A 22,278-nucleotide genomic window follows, 5' to 3' on the forward strand; every position below is an offset into this window, starting at 1 on the left:
AACTGATGCTAAGGTGAAGTTTTTCCTGCACATGAATATTTCGCCTCATGTATAACTTTTGCTAAAATAGGTTCACAATATAATTAGAGTACTAGCGGATGTCTAAAACGCGTGTAATTTATCCTGGAACATTTGACCCCATCACGAATGGACACGTTGATTTAGTTACAAGAGCCTCAAGAATGTTTGATGAGGTTGTAGTAGCAATTGCAATTGGACATCATAAAAACCCTTTGTTCAGTCTAGAAGAAAGAGTTGAACTGGCCCAAAAATCACTAAGCCACCTATCAAATGTTGAATTTGTTGGCTTTGATGGTTTACTGGTTAATTTTTTCAGAGAGCAAAAGGCAACAGCAGTACTTCGTGGTTTAAGAGCGGTTTCTGATTTTGAATATGAATTTCAATTGGCTAATATGAACCGTCAACTTGACCCACATTTTGAAGCGGTGTTTTTAACACCATCTGAGCAGTATTCATTTATTTCTTCGACATTGATTCGGGAAATTGCTCGTTTAAAAGGGGATGTAACCAAGTTTGTTCCGCAAGCTGTGGTTGAGGCCTTTGAACGTAAACATCAACAAGGTTGGTAACGTGTCGTTATATATCACCGATGAATGCATAAACTGTGATGTTTGTGAACCAGTTTGCCCGAATGAAGCAATTTTTATGGGTGAGGTGATTTATGAAATTCATCCAGATTTATGTACTGAGTGCGTTGGTCATCATGACCAACCGCAATGTCAGTTGTTTTGTCCTGTAGATTGTATTCCTAAAGATCCACAGCATGAGGAAACAGAAGAACAGCTCTTTGACAAATATAAAAAATTAATTGCTCAAAAAAGCACGAGCAATTAGTAAATAAATTTGTTAATATGCGCCCCTGAGGTGAGCTGGATGGTCGCTGCTGTGGAGGTCTTCGTGACTGAAGCAGGGGAGGAAAGTCCGGGCTTCATAGGGCAGGGTGCCAGGTAACGCCTGGGCGGTGAAAGCCGACGGAAAGTGCAGCAGAGAGTAGACCGCCTCATTCGTGAGGTAAGGGTGAAAGGGTGCGGTAAGAGCGCACCGCGTGTCTGGTAACAGTTCACGGCATGGTAAACCCCACCAGAAGCAAGACCAAATAGGAATCCTGAGGTACGGCCCGTACTGGATTCGGGTAGGTCGCTTGAGCGTATGAGTGATTGTACGCCTAGAGGAATGACCATCCTCGACAGAACCCGGCTTATAGGCTCACTTCACCTAATTTATTTAAAATTTTTCTTGACGTGCATTAAAGAAACTAAGATAATGCGCGCACAGTTTTCGGCTATGTAGCTCAGTTGGTTAGAGCACCGCACTCATAATGCGGGGGTCACAAGTTCAAGTCTCGTCATAGCCACCATTTTATAGACCACGCTCCTGCGTGGTCTTTTTTTATGCTCATTTTTTGATTAAACACAGTTTGTAAAGACCGACTTTATAGTTATGGCATTGTTTGTCTACGTCAATTTCTTCATGTTCTTATAACACTTAACAAGGATGTTGAAGACATGAAAAGGTCATTATTATTTTTAGGGATTTTAAGTTTAACGGCGGGAGTTCAAGTTTCTGCGGCTGATTTGAGTTGGGGCGATCCAACTTTAGACTCGGGTCAATTTAAAATTTCTGGCGCGGTACGCTCCCGCTATTTGCATAAAGATTATGTGGTTGATGCAAATGAAGGTTCTCAAAATGATGACTGGCGGCTAACTGATATTAAATTAGTGTTAGGTTATGAAAATCCAGATTGGATTGCAGGGGCGGATGCCCGTTGTTATCAATATGATCGCTTATGCGATGCAATTTTTCTAAAAAAGGCATGGGTAGGTTATAAGTTATCTGGCCAGCAGAGAATCACGGCAGGTTTACAACCCGTTGACTTTGGTTTTGGCGAATTTTGGGGAAGTAGTTATTACGAAACACTTTTAAATACAGTGGGTTTAGAAGATATCGATAATTTGGGTATCAAATATAAATTTGCAGATGATAAATATAATTTGACCTTGGGTTTCTATCCAACTGATGGTGGAAATTATAAGGGAACTTCAAAAGACTCGAGCCGTTACAGTGGTAATTTTGTTGAAGCTGATGATTTAAGTACAGGTACCCATATTGAAGAAAAAAATATGTGGATTGCGAGAGCATCTAGAAAATTTGAGATTGATAAGACTCAAAAACTTTCGACTGAGTTAGGTGGGTCAGCTTGGTATTCTGATTTAGAAAATAAAAGAACAGATGTGGATGGACACCGTAAATCTTGGAACGTTTTTGCTCAAACGCAATATCAAGCATGGCAATGGATGTTCTTAGCAGGTAAGCAAGATGTGACCAATGGCGATGATTTATTCCCTCATAGCTCAACGATTGGAGCATTTGATTATCCATATCAAGTCGCCAATAAAGGTAAATATTTGGTTAATGAAATTAACTATACCTTTGCTCAGCCATTCCATCAGATTGAAAACATTAAACCTTATATCTCTCATAGCCGCTTTTTTAAAGATGAGGATGGTTATAAAGACTCTGAACGTTTAATTGCAGGAGTTTATTTTAATTACAAAGCCATTGGTATTCAGGGTGAATACATTATGAGTAAAAATGATCCAATGGTGGGAGGTGGAGCGAATGGTCTGGCGCAAGGTAGTAGTAATGACTGGGATAAATTGTTTTATCTCTCAATTGGATATTATTTCTAAAATTTAAGAGCAATTTATTGCCCTAAGTGGATAGGTCACACTTAGGGCTTTTTTTATAGAAATACTTTTTCTGGTGGAGGTTCACGTTTGACTGCGGGTGAAACGAGTTGCCCACGGTTTAGGTTTTGTACATGTTGCAATCGATTAAGTAATTCATTTTGAATGAACAAAATGCAAGTTTGTAATTTAGAGGAGCTTTTGAGTCGCGACGGATAAACTGCCCAAACATCTGCATCTTGCCAGTACTCAGGCAAAATATGCTGGAGTTGGCCTGTAATCAATTCATCTGCAACATCCCAAATCGAACGGAAAATAATGCCGTGACCTTCTATGGCAAGCTGATGAATAATTTCGCCGTTATTAGAAACAAAGCGTGGTTTGACATGAACCGAGACATCTTCAGAAGTATGTCGAAATTTCCATAGCACAGATGATTGATCACGCTCACTAATCGTCAAACAATCATGTGTTTGCAAATCTTCAATGCTGTCTGGTACGCCGTGTTTAAGTAAATAACTCGGTGCTGCACATAAAATTCGAAAATTAGAAGCTAACTTCTTCGCAATCATGTTTGGCGCAATTTCATTACCAATTCTGATGTCTAAATCAATACTGTGTTGAATCAAGTCTTTGGTATTGTCGATAGTGTCAAAATGAATCTGGAGCTTTGGATAAAGCATCATTAATTTAGACAGAATTGGGGCGATATGCTTTCTGCCAAAACCAAAGCTACTAATAATATCCATACGACCTGTGGGCGTACTGAGCGGGTTATTGACTAGTTCACAGACTTCATCAAACTCTTCAAGAATATTCGAAACTCTTTCAAGGATGAGTTTGCCATCTTCCGTTAGGCTGACATGACGCGTGCTGCGATGAAAAAGTTTGCAGCTTAACGTGTTTTCTAAAATATTAATTCGCTTGCTAATAAAAGCTGGCGATGTCCCAAGTTCCTCAGCAGATTCGACAAAACTTTTTAGTTTGGCGACTGTGCAAAAAACCTTTAAATCCGATAGGTTAGGTAGATTATTCACGATCCGTGTCCATTGGAGTGATAGTTCCGTTATTGATCATTTTTGCTTAAAACATCATGTTTAAGCCATACAAGGATATTAGTCGAAGGTGTGAAGGAAGCTTATGGCAAAAAGATATAAAGTTGCCACGATTGCAGGCGATGGCATTGGTTTAGAAGTTCTACCAGAAGGCATTAAGGTTGTAAAGGCAGCAGCAGAAAAGCATGGCATTGAGCTTCAACTCGATGCTTTCGATTGGGCAAGCTGCGATTACTACCTTGAGCACGGCAAAATGATGCCAGATGACTGGTTTGAAACCTTGCAAGGTTACGATGCAATTTATTTTGGCGCTGTAGGCTGGCCGGATAAAGTGCCTGACCATATTTCACTTTGGGGTTCGCTGCTCCAGTTCCGTCGTGGTTTTGACCAATATGTGAATTTACGTCCAGTGCGCTTAATGCCAGGTGTGAAATGTCCATTAGTGGGTAAAAAACCAGGCGACATCGATTTTTATGTGGTTCGTGAAAATAGTGAAGGGGAATACTCAGCTATTGGTGGTAAAGCTTTTGAAGGAACAGATCGCGAGTTTGTGCTTCAAGAAGCTGTATTTACCCGTCATGGCGTAGATCGTATTTTGCGTTATGCATTTGAGTTTGCAAACCAGCGTGATGCGAAAAAAATTACCGCAGCGACTAAGTCCAATGGTATTGCGGTCAGTATGCCGTACTGGGATGAGCGCGTTGATGCGATGGCAAAACAATATCCACAAATTCAGGCCGATAAACAGCATGTTGATATTTTAGCGGCGCGTTTTGTTTTACAACCTGAACGTTTTGATGTGGTTGTGGCATCGAATTTATTTGGCGATATTCTTTCCGATTTAGGCCCTGCATGTACGGGAACCATTGGTTTGGCTGCTTCAGCAAATTTAAACCCAGAAAGAAAATTTCCATCGTTGTTTGAACCTGTACATGGTTCAGCACCAGATATTTACGGTAAACAAATTGCCAATCCAATCGCTGCGATTTGGTCAGGTGCCATGATGTTCGAGTTCTTTGGTGAAGAAGATGAGCGTTGCATTCAAGCAGGTCAGGACATTATGCAGGCGATTGAGAATGTCTTAATTAATGGGCCAAAAACAGCTGATATTGGCGGTCAGGCAAAAACTTATGAGGTAGGAGATGCAATTGCATCGTGTGTAGCCCAAATTAAAATGGACGTGTTCGCTATGGAATAACGCCATCCAAAAATGGATGTATGGATATGGATAATCAAAACACAAAAATTTATACGGATAAAGTTCTTGCCGTAACCAGTTTACTGTTTGTATTTATTTCAGTTGCTGGTTTGGCGATTTATTCGCAAGAGTCGATCAAGATTGCTGCAACATGGATGCAGTGGACGACATCGGTATTTACAACCCCAGTATTACTGTTTGCTTTTTTAGCTATCATTTTTACTTTTGGTCTGGCCTTTAGTAAATACGGCAAAATCAAACTAGGTGAAGGGAAACCCCAATACACCACGATGTCATGGATTTTTATGTTCATCTTGTCAGGTATTGGGTCTTCTACACTGTATTGGGGCTTCTTGGACTGGGCTTACTATTATCAAACTCCGGGTTTGAGCTTACCGCCTGAGTCAGCAGAAGCATTGAAATATAGTGTGGCGTACTCGTTTTTTCATTCAGGTTTAAGTGCTTGGGCAATTTATGCATTGGCATCAATTTCTTTGTGCTACAGCTACCATGTGAGAAAAAATAAAGGATTGAGTTTGGCTTCAGTGATTGAGGCTGTTACAGGCTTTAAATCTACAGGTGTGGTTGGTCGTTTAGTTGACCTTATGTTCCTGCTTTGTATGTTTGGTGCCTTAACGATTTCATTGGTACTCACTGCCGTGACATTTACCAATATTTTGTCTCAGCTCACAGGTATTCCAAATACTTTTATGACCAAGGTCATCATTATTTTGGGTGTCTCGGTTGTGTTTGCTCTTAGTTCTTACGTTGGTATGGACAAAGGTATGCAGCGTTTAAGTCATTTGGTGTGCTTGGGTGTTGTGTTATTTGCAATTTATGTACTTTGCTTTGGTCCGACTCAATTCATTTTGAATAATTCATTAATGAGTTTCGGTCTAATGGCAACCAACTTTGTTGATATGAGTCTGTTTACTGACCCAATGGGTGATGGCAAATTTACGCGTGAATGGACTGTATTTTACTGGTTGTGGTGGATTTCATATGCGCCGGGTGTGGCACTGTTCGTAACGCGTGTTTCGAAAGGTCGTACGATTAAAGAAGTGATCTTTGCCATGGTGATTGGCGGTAGTGTCGGTCTTTGGTTCATTTTTGGTGTGTTTGAAAACTACAGTGTATATAGCTTTATTCATGGGGCTGTAAATGTACCGCAAATCTTAAGCCAACAAGGTGGTGAGGTTGCGATTGGTCAATTGCTCAGTCTGTTACCTGCTGGAAAACTCATGATGTGGATTTTCCTCGGCATTATGGTGGTGTTCTTGGCAGCACACATGGATGCGGTAGGCTATGCGGTTTCAGCAACATGTACACGAGGTTTAAGTGAAGGGCAAGATCCATCACCAAATGCCCGTTTGTTCTGGTGTGTCATGCTGACTTTGGTTCCAATTGCCATGATTTTTAGTAAAGCACCATTAGACACCATGAAAACGGCAACTATTGTGACGGCTTTACCATTCATCGTGATTATTCTGATTCAAACCTATGGCTTAGTGAAATGGCTAATTCAGGATTATGCCAAAGTCCCATCGCACTTGATTGAGCAACAAGGTTATGATGATGCGGAAATTGGTTTAAACCAGTCTCAAGATGAACATGCAAAACGGATGCAGCTTGAGCTTGCAAGCTCAATCAAACTGGACAGAAAAACCAGCTAGAGGGAACGTTAATGACTACACATGAACAGACCACTTATGCCTTAAGTGAAGAAATGCAAAGCCTTGTGTATTGGAGCAGCATTTATTCACCAGCAGATGCAGATATTGACTCAGTCCGTGCGGCCTATGATGCGATGTGTCGACACTACACTTTGCCACGTGATGGCAAGATTGAAGTAGAAGATCGCTTTGTTGCAAATGATGAGCATCAAGTTCCTGTTCGTGTGTATTTACCAAAGACTGATCGACCTAAGTCAGGTTGGCCATGTGTGTTGTATTTACATGGCGGTGGTTGGATGGTTGGTGGGCTCGATTCACATGAGTTTATTACCAGCTATTTGTGTCAGGACTTAAATGCAGCTGTCATTAGCGTAGATTACCGCATGGCACCAGAGCATCGCTTTCCGGCAGCTTATGAAGATTGTTTAGCAGTTTATCAATGGCTTAAAAAGCATGGTTCAACTTGGCAGATCGATAGCGAAAATATCGTTCTAGCAGGGGATAGTGCTGGCGGTAATTTAGCAGCAGCCCTTGCAGTGCATCTACAGCATAGTGGTATGCAAGCTCAAGGACTGGCTTTGGTTTATCCGTGTTTAACTACAGCGCTTGATACACCAGCCGCACAAAAGCATGCCCATGCGCCGTTGTTAACAACGGAAGATATGCATTTTTATTTAAAGGAATATGCACCTAACTCACAAGATTGGCAGGATTTACGTCTAGCGCCTTTATTGGCAACTAATTTTTCAGATATGCCTATGAGTTTCGTAGCGGTTGCAGAGTATGACCCTTTAAGTGATGACGGTTATCTCTTTACCCAAAAATTGGAACAAGCTGGGATTCCTAGCGAGTTTCATTTAGGCAAAGGTTTATTACATGGCAGTTTACGTCTGATGCGTGACTGCCCAGAAGTTCAACAGTTATATCAAAACATGCTGAGTGCGATACGCCGCATGTCGAGCAGTGTCGAAAAAACATCAATTTAATATCGAGTCATTTGGACGAAAAGAATTTAATGGAGTAATAACATGAATGCAGTTGAAAAATTACCTGAAGATTTTTGTGCAAACCCAGATGTCGCATGGACTTTTCCTAAAGTTTTCTATACTTCATCTCAAGTTTTTGAGCATGAGAAAGAAGCAATCTTTGCTAAAAGCTGGATTTGTGTTGCACATGGCAGTGAATTGGCACAACCGAATGACTATATTACCCGTAAAGTAATTGGTGAAAATATTGTCATCATTCGTGGTAAAGATAGCGTTTTACGTGCGTTTTATAATGTCTGTCCGCATCGTGGTCACGAGCTTTTAAGTGGCAGTGGTAAAGCAAAAAATGTAATTACCTGCCCATACCATGCTTGGACTTTCAAGCTAGACGGTAGCTTGGCTTTGGCACGTAACTGTGACCATGTTGAATCTTTCGATAAAGAAAACTCAAGCATGGTGCCTTTAAAAGTTGAGGAATATGCCGGCTTTATTTTCATTAATATGGATGAAAATGCGACTTGCGTAGAAGACCAACTCCCGGAATTTGCTGAGCGTTTAAATCAAGCATGTAGCGTGATTAAAGATTTGAAACTGGCGGCACGTTTTGTGACAGAAACTCCAGCAAACTGGAAAGTAATTGTCGATAACTATCTAGAGTGCTATCACTGTGGGCCTGCACATCCGGGCTTTGCTGACTCTGTACAAGTTGATAAATATTGGCATACCACACATCAAAACTGGACTTTACAGTATGGTTTTGCGCGTTCATCAGAAAAGTCATTCAAGCTTGATCCATCAATAACAGATCCTGAATTTCATGGTTTCTGGACTTGGCCTTGTACTATGTTCAACGTACCACCGGGCAGCAATTTCATGACTGTGATCTATGAGTTCCCAGTTGATGCAGAAACGACTTTGCAGCATTACGATATTTACTTCACGAACGAAGAACTCACTCAAGATCAGAAAGACTTAATTGAGTGGTATCGCAATGTATTCCGTCCTGAAGATTTGAACTTGGTCGAAAGCGTACAACGTGGTTTGAAATCACGTGGTTATCGTGGTCAAGGCCGTATTATGACTGACAAGCAACGCTCAGGAATTAGTGAACATGGTATTGCTTACTTCCAAAATTTAGTGGCGCAGCATCACAAGTAAAACAAATGGATTTATTCAGGTGTAAAGATAACTTACACCTGATTCTTCAGTTAGGAAGATGATATGTCGAGTTTACAAAGCACTGAATTATTTCAGCAACAAGCCTATATTAACGGGCAATGGCTAGCTGCACAGTCAAATGCAACGGTTCCAGTGACTAACCCAGCAACAGGTGAAGAAATTGGCACAATTCCAAATATGGGAGCGGCCGAGGCTACACAGGCGGTTGAAGCTGCTTATACTGCTTTACAAAGTTGGAAAGCTTTAACGGCTCAAAACCGTGCAGATATTTTATTGGCTTGGTACAAACTGGTTCTTGATCATATCGATGAACTTGCTTTAATCATGACCATTGAACAAGGTAAACCTTTGGCAGAAGCGAAAGGTGAAGTGCGTTATGCAGCATCATTTATTCAATGGTTTGCCGAAGAAGGCAAGCGTATTTATGGTGATGTGATTCCAACCGTAAATAACCAGCAGCGTTTTATTATTAGTAAAGAACCTGTGGGTGTGGTGGCTGCGATTACGCCGTGGAATTTCCCAATTGCCATGATTACCCGTAAAGCAGCACCAGCTTTAGCAGCTGGATGTACGGTCGTGATTAAGCCAGCGAATGAAACGCCTTATTGTGCTTTAGCGATTGCAAAGCTTGCCGAAAAAGCAGGTATTCCGGCTGGTGTGATTAATGTTGTTACTGGTAAATCTCAGGAAATTGGCTCGGTATTTACTTCACATGAAAAAGTGAAGAAATTGACCTTTACTGGTTCAACTCCAGTAGGGCGTTTATTGATGCAGCAGTGCTCAAGTACCATTAAAAAATTGGCGCTTGAGTTAGGCGGTAATGCTCCTCTGATTGTGTTTGATGACGCCGATTTAGATAAAGCTGTACAAGGTGCGATTTTTGCCAAGTTCCGTAATGCAGGCCAGACCTGTGTTTGTGCTAACCGCATTTATGTACACGACAATATTTATCAAGCTTTTGCCGAGAAGTTTGTTCAAGAAGTACAAAAATTTAAAGTCGGTAATGGGCTTGAAGATGGCGTGCAAATTGGCCCATTAATTAATGAAAAAGCAGTGTTAAAAGCACAGCAGTTGATTGATGATGCTGTGAGCAAAGGCGCTAAGGTGGCTTGCGGTGGTAAGCAGCATGCTTTAGGACAAACCTTTTATGAGCCATCGGTTTTAACTAATGTTGACCGTACAATGGAAATTGTCCAAGAAGAAATTTTTGGTCCAGTTGCGCCGCTCATTCGCTTTACAGATGAAGCAGATGTCGTTGCTCAAGCCAATGACACCATTTTTGGTTTGGCTGCTTATGTTTACAGCGAAAATATTTCACGTTTATGGCGAGTGTCAGAACAGCTTGAATATGGAATGGTCGGTATGAATGCAACAGCAATTTCAAATGAAGTTGTACCATTCGGTGGTGTGAAGCAATCAGGTGTTGGGCGTGAAGGCTCAAAGTATGGTCTTGAAGAATTCATGACTATTAAATACATGTGTTTAGGGCTTTAAGGATAAGCCCTAGCAATAAGAAAATGCGGTAAAAGAAGGATTCTAATATGGCTAGTCATTATGAAATGTTCCCGGCAGTTGTTACTCATGTGGAGCAGCTTACCCCTTTAATCAAACGGTTTACGTTCAAACGTCAAGATGGGCAGAACTTTCCTCGATTTAGTGGGGGAAGCCATATTATTGTCAAAATGAATGAACAGCTTTCAAATGCCTATTCATTAATGAGCTGTACGCAAGATTTATCGACTTACCAAGTCTGTGTTCGTAAAGATGTGGAAGGTAAGGGCGGTTCGGTTTTTATGCATGATCAATGTAATGAAGGCTGTGAAATTCAGATTTCAGAACCAAAAAATTTATTTCCGTTAGCGGAAACAGGCAATAAACATATTTTAATTGCAGGTGGTATTGGCATTACACCATTCTTGCCACAAATGGATGAGCTTGCAGCACGCGGTGCTGAGTTTGAGCTACATTATGCTTATCGTTCACCTGAACATGCAGCTTTACTTGATGAGCTAAAGCAGAAACATGCAGAGCGTGTATTTAGTTATGTTGACTCAGAAGGTTGCGCATTAAATTTGGATGAACTGATTTCATTACAACCTAAAGGTACACATGTCTATGTCTGTGGGCCGAAACCTATGATTGATGCTGTGATTGATTGTTGTAATAAACACCGTTACCGAGATGAATATATTCACTGGGAACAATTTGCGTCAACAGTTCCTGAAGATGGTGAAGCGTTTACGGTGGTACTTGCTAAGTCCAATCAGGAAATTGAAGTACAAAGTAATCAAACAATTTTACAAGCCATCGAAACATTAAATATTGATGTGGAATGTTTATGTCGTGAAGGGGTTTGCGGCACATGTGAAACTGCTATTTTAGAAGGTGAAGCAGAGCATTTCGATCAATACTTAAGTGATGCAGAAAAGGCTTCACAAAAGAGCATGATGATTTGTGTATCAAGAGCAAAAGGAAAAAAACTAGTATTAGATCTCTAATATATTTCTTTGGTTGATCAATTGTTTAAAGTGAAAATTTGCTAAAAAATGAACAAATAATGATGATCTGAATCTTATTTGTTCATTTGATGGAGTTTAATGGTTTTGAACTCTTGACCTGCTATACAGAACTATAGATAATGCGCACACAGTTTACGGCTATGTAGCTCAGTTGGTTAGAGCACCGCACTCATAATGCGGGGGTCACAAGTTCAAGTCTCGTCATAGCCACCATTTTAAAAACCATGCTCATGCATGGTTTCTTTTTATCTACTTTTTACATATTAAAATGTTTTTCAATCGTATCGAGTGTTTTTGAGCTTTGATAAAAAGGAGCTAAAAGCGCTTGTAATAACGGTTCTAAAATACCGTGTTCATTAAAGGCATTCATAACTTTCGGATAAAAACGTAAAGCTTCAGTTTGTAAGTCGCTTTCGGTTAAACCAATCTCACTTAATACTTCAAATAAACTCTGGTCTTTATAAAAGTCATAAAAAACTTCGACACCATACAAAATCAGATCTTGCATGAATTGCGATTGGCGTAATTCTTTCCAGTATTCGTAAATTAAAACAAAAAACTCTTCAACATCGAGAGGAGTGAGCTGCTTCATAAACTCATACATTTTTTTATGTCTAATATCTTCCCATACATGACGCACTAGGCTTTCTAAATCTTCACTCGATAAAAGACTTAATTCTGTGAGTTGCTCATGAATAAAGCTGGCAATCCAAGTTTCAAGTTTATGCTCAAGACGTTGTTGCTGTAGAAAGGAGAATTTTTTGAGTTTGTGTTGCCATTCAAAGTGATAGTCATCAACTCTAGATGCGCTTAGAAATTTTGGTAATTTTTGTTCTAAGGTTGAGGTTGCAATATATTGGCAAAGTTGTTGTACAGAAGGACTACTTCTTAAAAACTGATTGAGATAAAGAGGAATATGTTCCATTTCTAAAAATTTGGAGAGCCACATTTCAAATTGGTGGTCAGATACCAAATCTTGTAGCTGAATTGGAGACTTCATGGCAGATAGATAAATACGCTGCGCAATTTCCCCAATAAACTCAAGTAAACCAGCACCTAGCTGCATTTCAAAAGCATAACGTTTCACAACGGCTTGTAGTTGCTCTAAATCAACAACTTCATGAAGTTTTATTTCGTCAGCATGTTGCATAAACAGTTGAATGAACTGCTGGAAATAAATAGGTGAGTTTTCTATAGATAATTGTTTTTTGAAAAATTCCACCTGCTCAAGCAAAAGTGCTTGAGCAAGTGCTGTAGTTTTTGATGAGTTTTCCTGCTCAGTCATTCGCTGTCCAACCGTTGACAATCGGATAACGTCGTTCACGACTAAATGCACGAGAAGTAATTCTCGGCCCAATCGCGCCTTGACGACGTTTATATTCATTACGATCAACTAAACGGATAACTTTTTCAACTACTTCTTTATCAAAACCTTTGGCAATAATATCTGCCTGACTTAAATCTTCTTCAATGTATGCGTAAAGAATGGCATCTAATACATCATATGCTGGTAAAGAGTCTTGGTCTTTTTGGTCTGGGCGAAGTTCTGCTGAAGGTGGACGAGTAATCACACGTTCAGGAATAACAGGAGTTTCACTTAAGCTATTACGGTATTTTGCTAATTCAAATACGATAGTTTTATAAACATCTTTTAGAACTGCAAAGCCACCAACCATATCACCGTAAAGTGTACAGTAGCCAACTGAAAGCTCAGACTTGTTGCCAGTAGCGAGTACTAAATTACCAAATTTATTTGATAAGCCCATGAGTAATGTGCCGCGTGCGCGCGCTTGTAAGTTCTCTTCGGTCGCATCTGCTGGTGAGTTGCCAAAGAAAGGATACAAGGTTTGCATAAAGCTATTTACAATTGAATGTATTTCAGCAATACCGAAAGTTACACCCATACGACGAGCTTGTTCTGCCGCATCTTCTACACTAATTTGAGAAGTATAAGTATAAGGCATCATTACGGCTTGTACTTTTTCTGCACCAATTGCATCAACAGCAATAGCAAGTGTAAGGGCAGAATCAATACCGCCAGATAAACCTAAAATTACACCAGGGAAACCTGAACGCTCTACATAGTCACGTGTTGCCAGAACTAAACCTTGATAGATCTCTGCAAATGTTTCTAAAGCAGGTGCTGATTCCGTCACTTTAAACGCTTTGTTTTTTTGGTCAAATTCAGCGATGTAGAGGTCTTCTTTAAAGCTTGGTGCTTGTAAAGCAATTCCACCATCTTTATTGCTGACAAAACTTGTGCCATCAAAAATTAAATCATCTTGTCCGCCCACTTGGTTAACGTACACAATGTTGAGGTGAAGTTGTTTTGCAAGTTCACTTAAGGTTTGTGTACGGTGCTGTGGTTTACCGACTTCGTATGGTGATGCATTTAATACAAGAACAGTATCAACATTTAATTGGCTTAACTGTTTTACGGTATTAATTGACCAGATATCTTCGCAAATCAATACGCCAAACTTATGTCCAAGATATTCAAACACCAAATGCTGATGTCCTTTTTGGAAATAACGTTTTTCATCAAAGACGCCATAGTTTGGTAAATTGTGTTTGTTAAAAACACCCAAAACTTGACCGTCTTTCATGACAGCAGCAGAATTATAACGTTGACCATCATCTGTCTGGTTCACAAATCCGAAAACCATGACAATATCTTTAACTTCGGCAAGTTGGGCAAAAGCCTTTTGCATACGTTTATTTAAATTTGGACGTAGCAATAAGTCTTCAGCTGGATAACCAATAACAGAAAGCTCGGGAAAAATAATCAGGTCAGCGTTTTGTTTTTTCGCCTGATTTACTTGCTCAATCATCTTTTTGGTGTTTGAGTCAATATTGCCAATATGCGGAGAAAACTGAGCAAGGGCAACTTTAAAACTTTTCATTCAAACCTAATCCTAGATCATAACGAATATAGATACACATATTGTTGATTTTTATAGATATAATTTTTCAACGATGTGTATGATACGATATTAAACAATTAAAATAGTAAACAAAAATGTCAAGATCAATAATATATACCAATCACATATTTTCTGCGTAAAAATAACGAGATTTTCTGTATAGAATAGAAACAGGCTTCATTATTTTTATTGTTTGTATACTGCCTTATCACAAGCCAATTTGGAATAAGGGCGTTATATTTTTTTCAATAATTTGAATTAAATAAGAGTGATTTTATAGCTTAGGTAAGTATTTCTGATTTATAAGAATTCTCATTTACATTAAGCAAGAAATGTTACGTTCAAAGAAGGATTGATTATTTAGTTACAAATGAATTTGCGGTGAACATATAATATTTGGGATTTTACCAGAGCAAATGTCACGGGCAATTTCACCTTGTTGTTCAATGTTATAAGAGCTAAAAGCCTTGTGGGGAGAGTAGGTGTATTTATAGGGGTTGTAACTTTTAAAGCTCAGATAATAGGCTGATTGAAGTAAGGCGCCTTTAAGTAGTACATGAATGCCTTTTTGATACTGCATGACATGAGTAAGTTCGTGAATAAAAATACCCTGCATAAATTTAGATTCTAGAGCATAATTTTCACTGTAATCGGAAAGATTGACATAAATATTTCCGTTTGGAGCCATAAAAATACCGTAAGACTGCCAAGGAAGATAGCGAGTAGCAATAATTTTAGGTTGTTCACAATTGAGCATGTCGCCGAAGACCATTTGTGCTAATACTTTTTCTTGAGCAGTCAAATACCTAATTGGGTAGTTTTTTAAGTGGCGGAAAATAAAAAGCGTAAAAAGAATAAATTGTGTGCGAATTAAGCGTTTAAGGGCATTAAAAAGTAGCATAGCTTTGCCATTAAATGAGTTCATCTATTTCTTTAGCATACTATAGGTTAGATATCGCGAAATAAAGAGGTGTGGTTATTCATTAGTTTTATCGTTCTGTTTTTAAAATATAAAGCTTTAAATAGATCTAGTTTTCTTATTGCTGTGAATAAAAGAGTTCTTGGATAAGAAAAGCAAAAGCCCCAGTTAAAACTGAGGCTTTACGACAACTAAAATCACAACAGCAAATAAAATTAAGGTCGGCATTTCATTAAAGAAGCGCCAGAACTTATGTGATTTATAGTGAGCATTTCCGATAAGTTTTTTACGGTAGTAGCCACATGCCAAATGGTAGATGACTAACAAAGCGACTAATCCAACTTTAAGGTAAAACCATGTTGCCTGATGGTAATGTCGAGTTGCATCACCCCAATCTACAAGAAAATGAGCAGTAATTAATGTGGCAATCAGAGAAGGCCACATAATTCCACGATATAACTTACGTTCCATTACTTCAAAGCGTTGATGACTAACAGCATCTTCACTCATAGCATGATAAACATATAGACGTGGTAAGTAGAACAAAGCAGCGAACCAACAAACCACGGCAATAATATGTAATGCTTTTACCCACAAAAAAGCATCAGAAGGTGCATCCATCGATAATCCTAGGTGGGATTATGCATCCCACTTCTTGAAAATAAGGCAAGCGTTAACACCGCCAAAGCCAAAACTGTTACTCATTACAGTATTCAATTTTGCATCACGTTTTTCAAGTACGATATCAAAAGGTTTTGCGCCTTCATCAAGTTCAGTTACATTGATGTTTGGTGCAATAAAGTCGTTTTGCATCATTAGAACAGAGTAAATAGCTTCTTGTACGCCAGCTGCACCTAAGCTATGACCTGTCATAGATTTAGTTGAGCTAAGAGGAGGTACATTGCCTTCGCCAAATGCACGTTCCATTGCTTTAAGTTCGGTAATGTCACCAGCTGGAGTAGATGTACCATGTGTATTTACATAGTCAATTTTGTCTACACCATGTTGCTTAGCTTCTTCAAGCGCCATTAACACACAACGTGTAGCACCTTCACCGCTTGGAGCAACCATATCTGCGCCATCGCTGTTTGCAGCATAACCAACAACTTCAGCTAAAATATTGGCACCACGTGCTTGAGCGTGTTCAAGTGATTCAAGTACTACGAAACCACCACCACCAGCAATAACAAAACCATCACGGTCTGCTGAATATGGACGAGATGCTGTTTCTGGAGTTTCATTATATTTTGAGCAAAGCGCACCCATTGCATCAAACAATAAACTTTGAGACCAATGATCTTCTTCACCACCACCAGCAAGCATAAGGTCTTGTTTGCCGAGTTGAATAAGGTTGTACGCATAACCAATTGCGTCCGCAGAAGTTGCGCAAGCACTTGTAATTGTATGAGCAATACCTTGCAGTTTGAATGCAACACCTACGTTTGCAGTAATAGTGTTTGACATGTTGCGTGGTACGAAGAAAGGTCCTACTTTACGTGCACCTTTAGTTTCTAAAAGCTCTGTCATTTCAACAACAGATGCAGTTGAACCACCACCTGAACCGCCTGCGATACCGTAACGTGGATTGCCACCGATTTGCTCAGCAGTAAGACCTGCATGTTCAACAGCAGCTACAGCAGCATTGTAAGCGTACATTGCACATACGCCCATAAAGCGTTTTAACTTACGGTCAATATGATCAAAATCTTGTTCTGCAGCAGCGCTCACATGACTTTTAAAATTGAGTTCAGCATAAGTTGGGTTAAAACGTGTCCCGGAGATTCCATTTTGAAGTGAATGAGTAACTGCTTCTAAAGAGTTACCGATACATGAGTTAATACCCATACCAGTGATTACAACACGTTTCATCTACAGGTCCCTTTATGGTGATATTAAGAGTCTATGGTGATCAACAGCTATGAAAACAAATAGGAGAATATAGCTGTAAGAAAACAAGACTCATGTTTTTTCGTTGTTAACATGATAGCAGAAAGGATTTTTATTTCTTATGGCAAATCTTTATGACAATTTTACATTTAAAAAAAATAACTAAATACATAGTATGTTGCATTTAGGGTTAACTAAAATACACACATTCAAGTTGAGATAAATCCACATTCCACCTAGTATTTATGTCTAATTAGATAAATTAAAAAATCGAGGTACTTGATGACAAAATTTAATAATAATCAATCTGACAATTTGTTTTCTCAGGTCTTCGGAGTGGCTAAAAAGCTCAGTTCTACAGGATTGAGTATCTTGCAACAGAACCAATCAGGTGACGTTAGTAAGGTAATTGAACCAATTCCAACTGGGAAAACAGTTGAAGGAAAATCGAGAACAAAAAGCCCATTTGAAGTTGAGCAATATGAAAGTCCTCAACAAATGCTACGTGAACAATTGCCGAAAGTAACTCGTCAGGTCTTTGGGCGACATTTTACAAAAGTAAATGGTGTAGCTACATTTCTTTCCCCAGATTGGGATGAAAAAATCTCAGGTTATTTATTTGATTGGTTGAATGACTTTAGTTCAAAAAGCACCTTAACTGAAAAAATCTTAGAAGAAGCGGGCGCTAAAGATTTATTTGAGCTCACTAAAGATACGGGCCGTTCTCAACGTTTAAGTCAGGCGCTTATCGAGCAAAATAAATTAATTGCAACTGTACAAGGTGCAATTACAGGCGTGTCGGGTGTGGTTGGTGCTGCTGTAGATATTCCTGTTTCACTCGTACTGGTTTTAAGAACGATTTATCAGACAGGAAGATCACATGGTTTTGATCTTCTGGAAGTTACAGACCAAGACGTTGTCGAGTTTATCTTTAAAGAAGTTGATATTAGTCTGATTGCTGAAAAGCAAACTTTATTGATAGCTTTAAAAACATTACGAAATATGTTGGAAACGCAAGATATTCATCAATTTCAGCAAGTGTTAGGTTCAACTACTGATTTTGATACTTTAAAGAACTGGTTAGTCGATGAAGATGGAGAGTTTAAATGGGGGTGGTTAAACCGTATTCCTAAACTTTCAGCCTTTGGCAAAGTTACACCAGTTGCTGGTGCTGTTTTAAGCGCCGTATATAGTTGGAAACTACAAGAAGATGTTGGTCATAAAGCACAAGCCATTTTTGGTGCTGCAAGACATTATTTAAATGAGCATCCAAGTGAGCATTTATCTCCGTTACAGGCCTATTATGCTGCAGTAACGCTCATTCAGAAGGCGAGTCCTCGTCTTTTAAATGTGGGTGAAGATGGCAATATTCATGCAGCACATCATCATAAAGTAGAAAACCATGATGTCATTTCAAAAGTATCTATTGTCTTAAAGCCTACAGAAAGTAAAAAGAGTGAAGAAAAAATTCAGGAAAATGTTCACCAAGGTATCGAGCAACTTGCTGATAAACATGTAGAGGAACATGAGCATACTGAGCAAAAACCTGCTTTAACTCCTGAGGAAGATGAAGAGGAGTTGAATGATAAAAAATACTCTTAACAATACCCTTACAAATAAGAGGTTTAAAAATAAAATTTGAACTCTATTTAGATTTGTAAGTTATCCTGTCAAAGATTGATATGGTCAACATTTGGTAAGTATTGCCGTGTTGACCATTTTTGCATCTTAGCTTACAATTATGTGCCCTTAAAAAGAGGTATTTTCTTTTTAAGGTTTTTTAATAACGGGAGAATTGCCATATGGCAACAACGAATCAGTTGATCCGTAAGGGTCGTACGACTTTGGTTGAAAAATCCAAAGTTCCTGCGTTGAAGGCTTGTCCACAACGTCGTGGTGTTTGTACACGTGTTTATACAACTACACCTAAAAAACCTAACTCAGCTATGCGTAAGGTTTGCCGTGTTCGCTTAACTTCAGGTTTTGAAGTATCTAGCTACATCGGTGGTGAAGGTCATAACCTACAAGAGCACAGTGTTGTTCTTATCCGTGGTGGTCGTGTTAAAGACTTACCAGGTGTACGTTACCATACCGTTCGTGGTTCATTAGACTGTGCTGGTGTTAAAGATCGTAATCAATCACGTTCTAAATACGGTACTAAGCGTCCTAAGAAGTAATTCTAGGAAACTAGTCCAATAAGCCCTTTAGCGTTTCGCTTGTTTGAATTCTTCATAGATTTGTAATTCAAGCGACGTATAGTAAGGCCAGCGTCGTGTACATGACACTTGTACAAACTGCTGGATTATCCTGAAGTGTCATATTATTAGGTGTATTAAAATGCCAAGACGTCGCGTAGTCGCTGCTCGTGAGATCCTTCCAGATCCAAAATTTAGCAGCCAAACAATCGCTAAATTCATGAACCACGTAATGCAAGATGGTAAAAAATCTGTTGCTGAAGGTATCGTTTACGGTGCTTTAGAACGTGTTCAAGAAAAAAACAAAGTAGACCCAGTTGAATTTTTCGAGACTACTCTTGAAAAAGTTCGTCCTATGGTTGAAGTAAAAGCACGCCGTGTTGGTGGTGCTACTTATCAAGTACCTATGGAAGTACGCCCATCCCGTCGTACTGCCTTAGCTATGCGTTGGTTAGTAGATGCTGCTGCTAAGCGTTCTGAAAAAACGATGGCTTTACGTCTTGCTGGTGAGTTGCTTGATGCAGCTGAAGGTAAAGGTGCAGCAATCAAAAAACGTGAAGATGTGCACCGTATGGCTGAAGCTAACAAAGCCTTCTCTCACTACCGTTTCTAAGCGGATAAAACAGGCCTTATTCAGGAGAATATTCATGCGTACAGCAGCTCGATTCAACATTGCTCTTTATCAAAGTGGGAGCTTTGCAGGTATTTAAGTTGCCTATTTGGATATTCGCGCGCATCAATTTAATTGGTGCGTCCTGTTTTAAATATAACATTTAGGAATGTAGACATCATGGCTCGCCAAACCCCAATTACTCGTTACCGTAACATCGGTATTTCTGCGCACATTGACGCAGGTAAAACAACTACAACTGAACGTATTTTGTTCTACACAGGTGTATCTCACAAAATTGGTGAAGTACACGACGGTGCAGCAACAATGGACTGGATGGAACAAGAGCAAGAGCGTGGTATTACAATTACCTCTGCTGCTACAACTTGTTTCTGGTCTGGTATGGGTAACCAATTCGAACAACACCGTATCAACGTAATTGACACCCCGGGACACGTAGACTTCACAATCGAAGTTGAACGTTCTATGCGTGTTCTTGACGGTGCGTGCATGGTTTACTGTGCTGTAGGTGGTGTACAACCTCAGTCTGAAACTGTATGGCGTCAAGCGAACAAATATAAAGTGCCTCGTTTAGCATTCGTGAACAAGATGGACCGTACTGGTGCAAACTTCTTCCGTGCTGTTGAGCAAGTTAAAACTCGTTTAGGTGGTAATCCTGTACCTATCGTTGTGCCAATTGGTGCTGAAGATACATTCCAGGGTGTTGTTGACCTTATCGAAATGAAAGCGATTATCTGGGATGAAGCATCTCAAGGTATGAAGTTTGAATATGCTGACATCCCAGCTGACCTAGTTGATACGTCTAACGAATGGCGTACAAAAATGGTTGAAGCTGCGGCTGAAGCTTCTGAAGAATTAATGGACAAGTACCTTGAAGAAGGTGATCTTTCTAAAGAAGAGATCATTGCAGGTTTACGTGCTCGTACATTAGCTTCTGAAATTCAAGTAATGCTTTGTGGTTCTGCATTCAAGAACAAAGGTGTTCAACGTATGTTGGATGCTGTAATTGAATTCTTACCATCACCTACAGAAGTTAAAGCGATCGAAGGTATCCTTGACGACAAAGACGAAACTAAAGCGTCTCGTGAAGCATCTGACGAAGCTCCGTTCTCTGCGCTTGCGTTCAAAATCATGAACGACAAATTCGTAGGTAACTTAACATTCGTACGTGTTTACTCTGGTGTTCTTAAACAAGGTGATCCGGTTTATAACCCAGTTAAATCTAAGCGTGAACGTATCGGTCGTATCGTGCAAATGCATGCGAACGAACGTCAAGATCTTGATGAAATCCGTGCAGGTGATATCGCAGCGTGTGTAGGTCTTAAAGACGTTACTACTGGTGATACATTATGTGATGAGAAAAACATCATTACTCTTGAGCGTATGGAATTCCCAGAGCCAGTAATTTCATTGGCTGTTGAACCAAAAACTAAAGCAGACCAAGAAAAAATGTCTATCGCTTTAGGTCGTTTGGCTAAAGAAGATCCATCGTTCCGCGTTCGTACAGACGAAGAATCTGGTCAAACCATTATTGCTGGTATGGGTGAGCTTCACCTTGACATCATCGTTGACCGTATGAAGCGTGAATTCGGTGTTGAAGCGAACATTGGTAAACCAATGGTTGCTTACCGTGAAACGATCAAAAAGTCTGTTGAACAAGAAGGTAAGTTCGTACGTCAAACTGGTGGTAAAGGTAAGTTTGGTCACGTATATGTACGTCTTGAACCGCTTGATGTTGAAGAAGCTGGTAAAGAATACCAATTCGTTGAAGAAGTTGTTGGTGGTGTAGTACCTAAAGAATTCTTTGGCGCGGTTGACAAAGGTATTCAAGAACGTATGAAGAATGGTGTATTAGCTGGTTACCCTGTTGTGGGTATCAAAGCGACATTATTCGATGGTTCTTACCATGATGTCGACTCTGATGAATTGTCGTTCAAAATGGCTGGTTCATACGCTTTCCGTGACGGTTTCATGAAAGCTGATCCTATCCTTCTTGAACCAATCATGAAAGTTGAAGTAGAAACTCCAGAAGACTACATGGGCGATATCATGGGTGACTTAAACCGTCGTCGTGGTATGGTTCAAGGTATGGATGATCTTCCTGGTGGAACTAAAGCAATTAAAGCAGAAGTTCCATTGGCTGAGATGTTTGGTTACGCGACTCAAATGCGTTCTATGTCTCAAGGTCGTGCGACTTATTCTATGGAATTCGCTAAATACGCTGAAACTCCACGTAACGTGGCTGAAGGCATCATCGCTAAGTTCCAGACTGGCGGTAAAAAAGGTGACGACGAGTAATCTTTCGATTACTATAAGCCCAAACTAATTCTTAGTTAAAAACCAAGCGCTCGTGCAGTGACCCTGCATGAGCAGTTTATAAAGGAAGATCATCATGGCTAAAGCC

The 22,278-nt window shown here is 39.7% G+C and carries 19 protein-coding genes, 2 tRNA genes and 1 other RNA gene; 16 read left to right on the plus strand and 6 right to left on the minus strand.

Annotated features, from left to right (window positions below):
* Window positions 1-98: 98 nt before the first annotated feature.
* The 5 genes from coaD (at window position 99) to I7H67_RS08755 (ending at window position 2,711) form a co-directional block, all read left to right on the plus strand.
* Window positions 99-590 (plus strand): pantetheine-phosphate adenylyltransferase, encoded by a 492-nt coding sequence (coaD, locus tag I7H67_RS08735; RefSeq protein WP_023274310.1) that lies wholly within the window; start codon window positions 99-101, stop codon window positions 588-590.
* 1 nt (window position 591) lies between these two features.
* Window positions 592-855 (plus strand): YfhL family 4Fe-4S dicluster ferredoxin, encoded by a 264-nt coding sequence (locus I7H67_RS08740; protein ID WP_004794186.1) that lies wholly within the window; start codon window positions 592-594, stop codon window positions 853-855.
* A gap of 27 nt (window positions 856-882) precedes the next feature.
* An RNA gene (gene rnpB, locus I7H67_RS08745) (RNase P RNA component class A) lies at window positions 883-1,238 on the plus strand.
* A gap of 63 nt (window positions 1,239-1,301) precedes the next feature.
* Window positions 1,302-1,378, plus strand: a tRNA-Met gene (locus I7H67_RS08750).
* Window positions 1,379-1,526: 148 nt separating this feature from the next.
* Entirely contained in the window at window positions 1,527-2,711 is a 1,185-nt protein-coding gene (locus I7H67_RS08755) for a porin (protein WP_198307604.1), read from the plus strand.
* Window positions 2,712-2,764: 53 nt separating this feature from the next.
* Here the strand turns inward: I7H67_RS08755 and I7H67_RS08760 are convergent, their stop codons facing one another.
* Window positions 2,765-3,745 (minus strand): LysR family transcriptional regulator, encoded by a 981-nt coding sequence (locus I7H67_RS08760; protein ID WP_198307605.1) that lies wholly within the window; start codon window positions 3,743-3,745, stop codon window positions 2,765-2,767.
* 103 nt (window positions 3,746-3,848) lie between these two features.
* Here I7H67_RS08760 and I7H67_RS08765 point away from each other — a divergent pair, with 103 nt between their 5' ends.
* The 7 genes from I7H67_RS08765 to I7H67_RS08795 all read left to right on the plus strand — a co-directional run bounded on the left by I7H67_RS08765 (window position 3,849) and on the right by I7H67_RS08795 (window position 11,531).
* Complete coding sequence (locus I7H67_RS08765; protein ID WP_111855982.1) at window positions 3,849-4,961, plus strand: tartrate dehydrogenase; 1,113 nt, start codon at window positions 3,849-3,851, stop codon at window positions 4,959-4,961.
* 20 nt (window positions 4,962-4,981) lie between these two features.
* Window positions 4,982-6,634 carry a BCCT family carnitine transporter gene (locus tag I7H67_RS08770; RefSeq protein WP_198307606.1) on the plus strand — a complete coding sequence of 551 codons (1,653 nt, stop codon included), beginning with the start codon at window positions 4,982-4,984 and terminating at the stop codon, window positions 6,632-6,634.
* Window positions 6,635-6,645: 11 nt separating this feature from the next.
* Window positions 6,646-7,620: an alpha/beta hydrolase gene (locus I7H67_RS08775; protein WP_151302769.1), complete on the plus strand. Its 975-nt coding sequence runs from the start codon at window positions 6,646-6,648 to the stop codon at window positions 7,618-7,620.
* Window positions 7,621-7,662: 42 nt separating this feature from the next.
* On the plus strand, window positions 7,663-8,778 hold the full coding sequence (gene cntA, locus I7H67_RS08780) for a carnitine monooxygenase subunit alpha (RefSeq protein ID WP_198307607.1): 1,116 nt from the start codon (window positions 7,663-7,665) through the stop codon (window positions 8,776-8,778).
* Between the two features lie 63 nt (window positions 8,779-8,841).
* Window positions 8,842-10,293, plus strand: a complete 1,452-nt coding sequence (locus I7H67_RS08785; RefSeq protein ID WP_198307608.1) for an NAD-dependent succinate-semialdehyde dehydrogenase — start codon at window positions 8,842-8,844, stop codon at window positions 10,291-10,293.
* Window positions 10,294-10,340: 47 nt separating this feature from the next.
* Entirely contained in the window at window positions 10,341-11,297 is a 957-nt protein-coding gene (cntB, locus tag I7H67_RS08790) for a carnitine monooxygenase, reductase subunit CntB (protein ID WP_107881795.1), read from the plus strand.
* Window positions 11,298-11,454: 157 nt separating this feature from the next.
* Window positions 11,455-11,531, plus strand: a tRNA-Met gene (locus I7H67_RS08795).
* Window positions 11,532-11,574: 43 nt separating this feature from the next.
* Here the strand turns inward: I7H67_RS08795 and I7H67_RS08800 are convergent.
* The 5 genes from I7H67_RS08800 to I7H67_RS08820 form a co-directional block, all read right to left on the minus strand.
* The gene (locus I7H67_RS08800) at window positions 11,575-12,603 is read right to left on the minus strand and encodes a hypothetical protein (protein WP_013198781.1); all 1,029 of its coding nucleotides are present in this window, start codon (window positions 12,601-12,603) and stop codon (window positions 11,575-11,577) included.
* Complete coding sequence (locus tag I7H67_RS08805) at window positions 12,596-14,221, minus strand: NAD+ synthase (RefSeq protein WP_198307609.1); 1,626 nt, start codon at window positions 14,219-14,221, stop codon at window positions 12,596-12,598. The genes I7H67_RS08800 and I7H67_RS08805 overlap by 8 nt, the downstream gene beginning before the upstream one ends.
* Before the next feature lie 385 nt (window positions 14,222-14,606).
* The gene (locus I7H67_RS08810) at window positions 14,607-15,167 is read right to left on the minus strand and encodes a hypothetical protein (protein ID WP_198307610.1); all 561 of its coding nucleotides are present in this window, start codon (window positions 15,165-15,167) and stop codon (window positions 14,607-14,609) included.
* A gap of 162 nt (window positions 15,168-15,329) precedes the next feature.
* Complete coding sequence (locus tag I7H67_RS08815; RefSeq protein WP_013198778.1) at window positions 15,330-15,782, minus strand: CopD family protein; 453 nt, start codon at window positions 15,780-15,782, stop codon at window positions 15,330-15,332.
* Window positions 15,783-15,800: 18 nt separating this feature from the next.
* On the minus strand, window positions 15,801-17,030 hold the full coding sequence (locus I7H67_RS08820) for a beta-ketoacyl synthase N-terminal-like domain-containing protein (RefSeq protein WP_004641618.1): 1,230 nt from the start codon (window positions 17,028-17,030) through the stop codon (window positions 15,801-15,803).
* Between the two features lie 300 nt (window positions 17,031-17,330).
* On the opposite strand from I7H67_RS08820, the gene I7H67_RS08825 reads away from it, so the two are divergent.
* From I7H67_RS08825 to fusA, 4 genes are all read left to right on the plus strand, one after another.
* Entirely contained in the window at window positions 17,331-18,650 is a 1,320-nt protein-coding gene (locus I7H67_RS08825; RefSeq protein WP_198307611.1) for an EcsC family protein, read from the plus strand.
* 200 nt (window positions 18,651-18,850) lie between these two features.
* Window positions 18,851-19,225, plus strand: coding sequence for a 30S ribosomal protein S12 (rpsL, locus tag I7H67_RS08830; protein WP_002050319.1), 375 nt, complete (start codon window positions 18,851-18,853; stop codon window positions 19,223-19,225).
* A 160-nt stretch (window positions 19,226-19,385) separates the two neighbouring features.
* Window positions 19,386-19,856 (plus strand): 30S ribosomal protein S7, encoded by a 471-nt coding sequence (rpsG, locus tag I7H67_RS08835; RefSeq protein WP_004638185.1) that lies wholly within the window; start codon window positions 19,386-19,388, stop codon window positions 19,854-19,856.
* Window positions 19,857-20,033: 177 nt separating this feature from the next.
* The gene (gene fusA, locus I7H67_RS08840; protein ID WP_005303124.1) at window positions 20,034-22,172 is read left to right on the plus strand and encodes an elongation factor G; all 2,139 of its coding nucleotides are present in this window, start codon (window positions 20,034-20,036) and stop codon (window positions 22,170-22,172) included.
* Window positions 22,173-22,278 lie beyond the last annotated feature (106 nt).

The organism is Acinetobacter sp. ACIN00229, assembly GCF_016106645.1.
Lineage (GTDB): Bacteria > Pseudomonadota > Gammaproteobacteria > Pseudomonadales > Moraxellaceae > Acinetobacter > Acinetobacter oleivorans.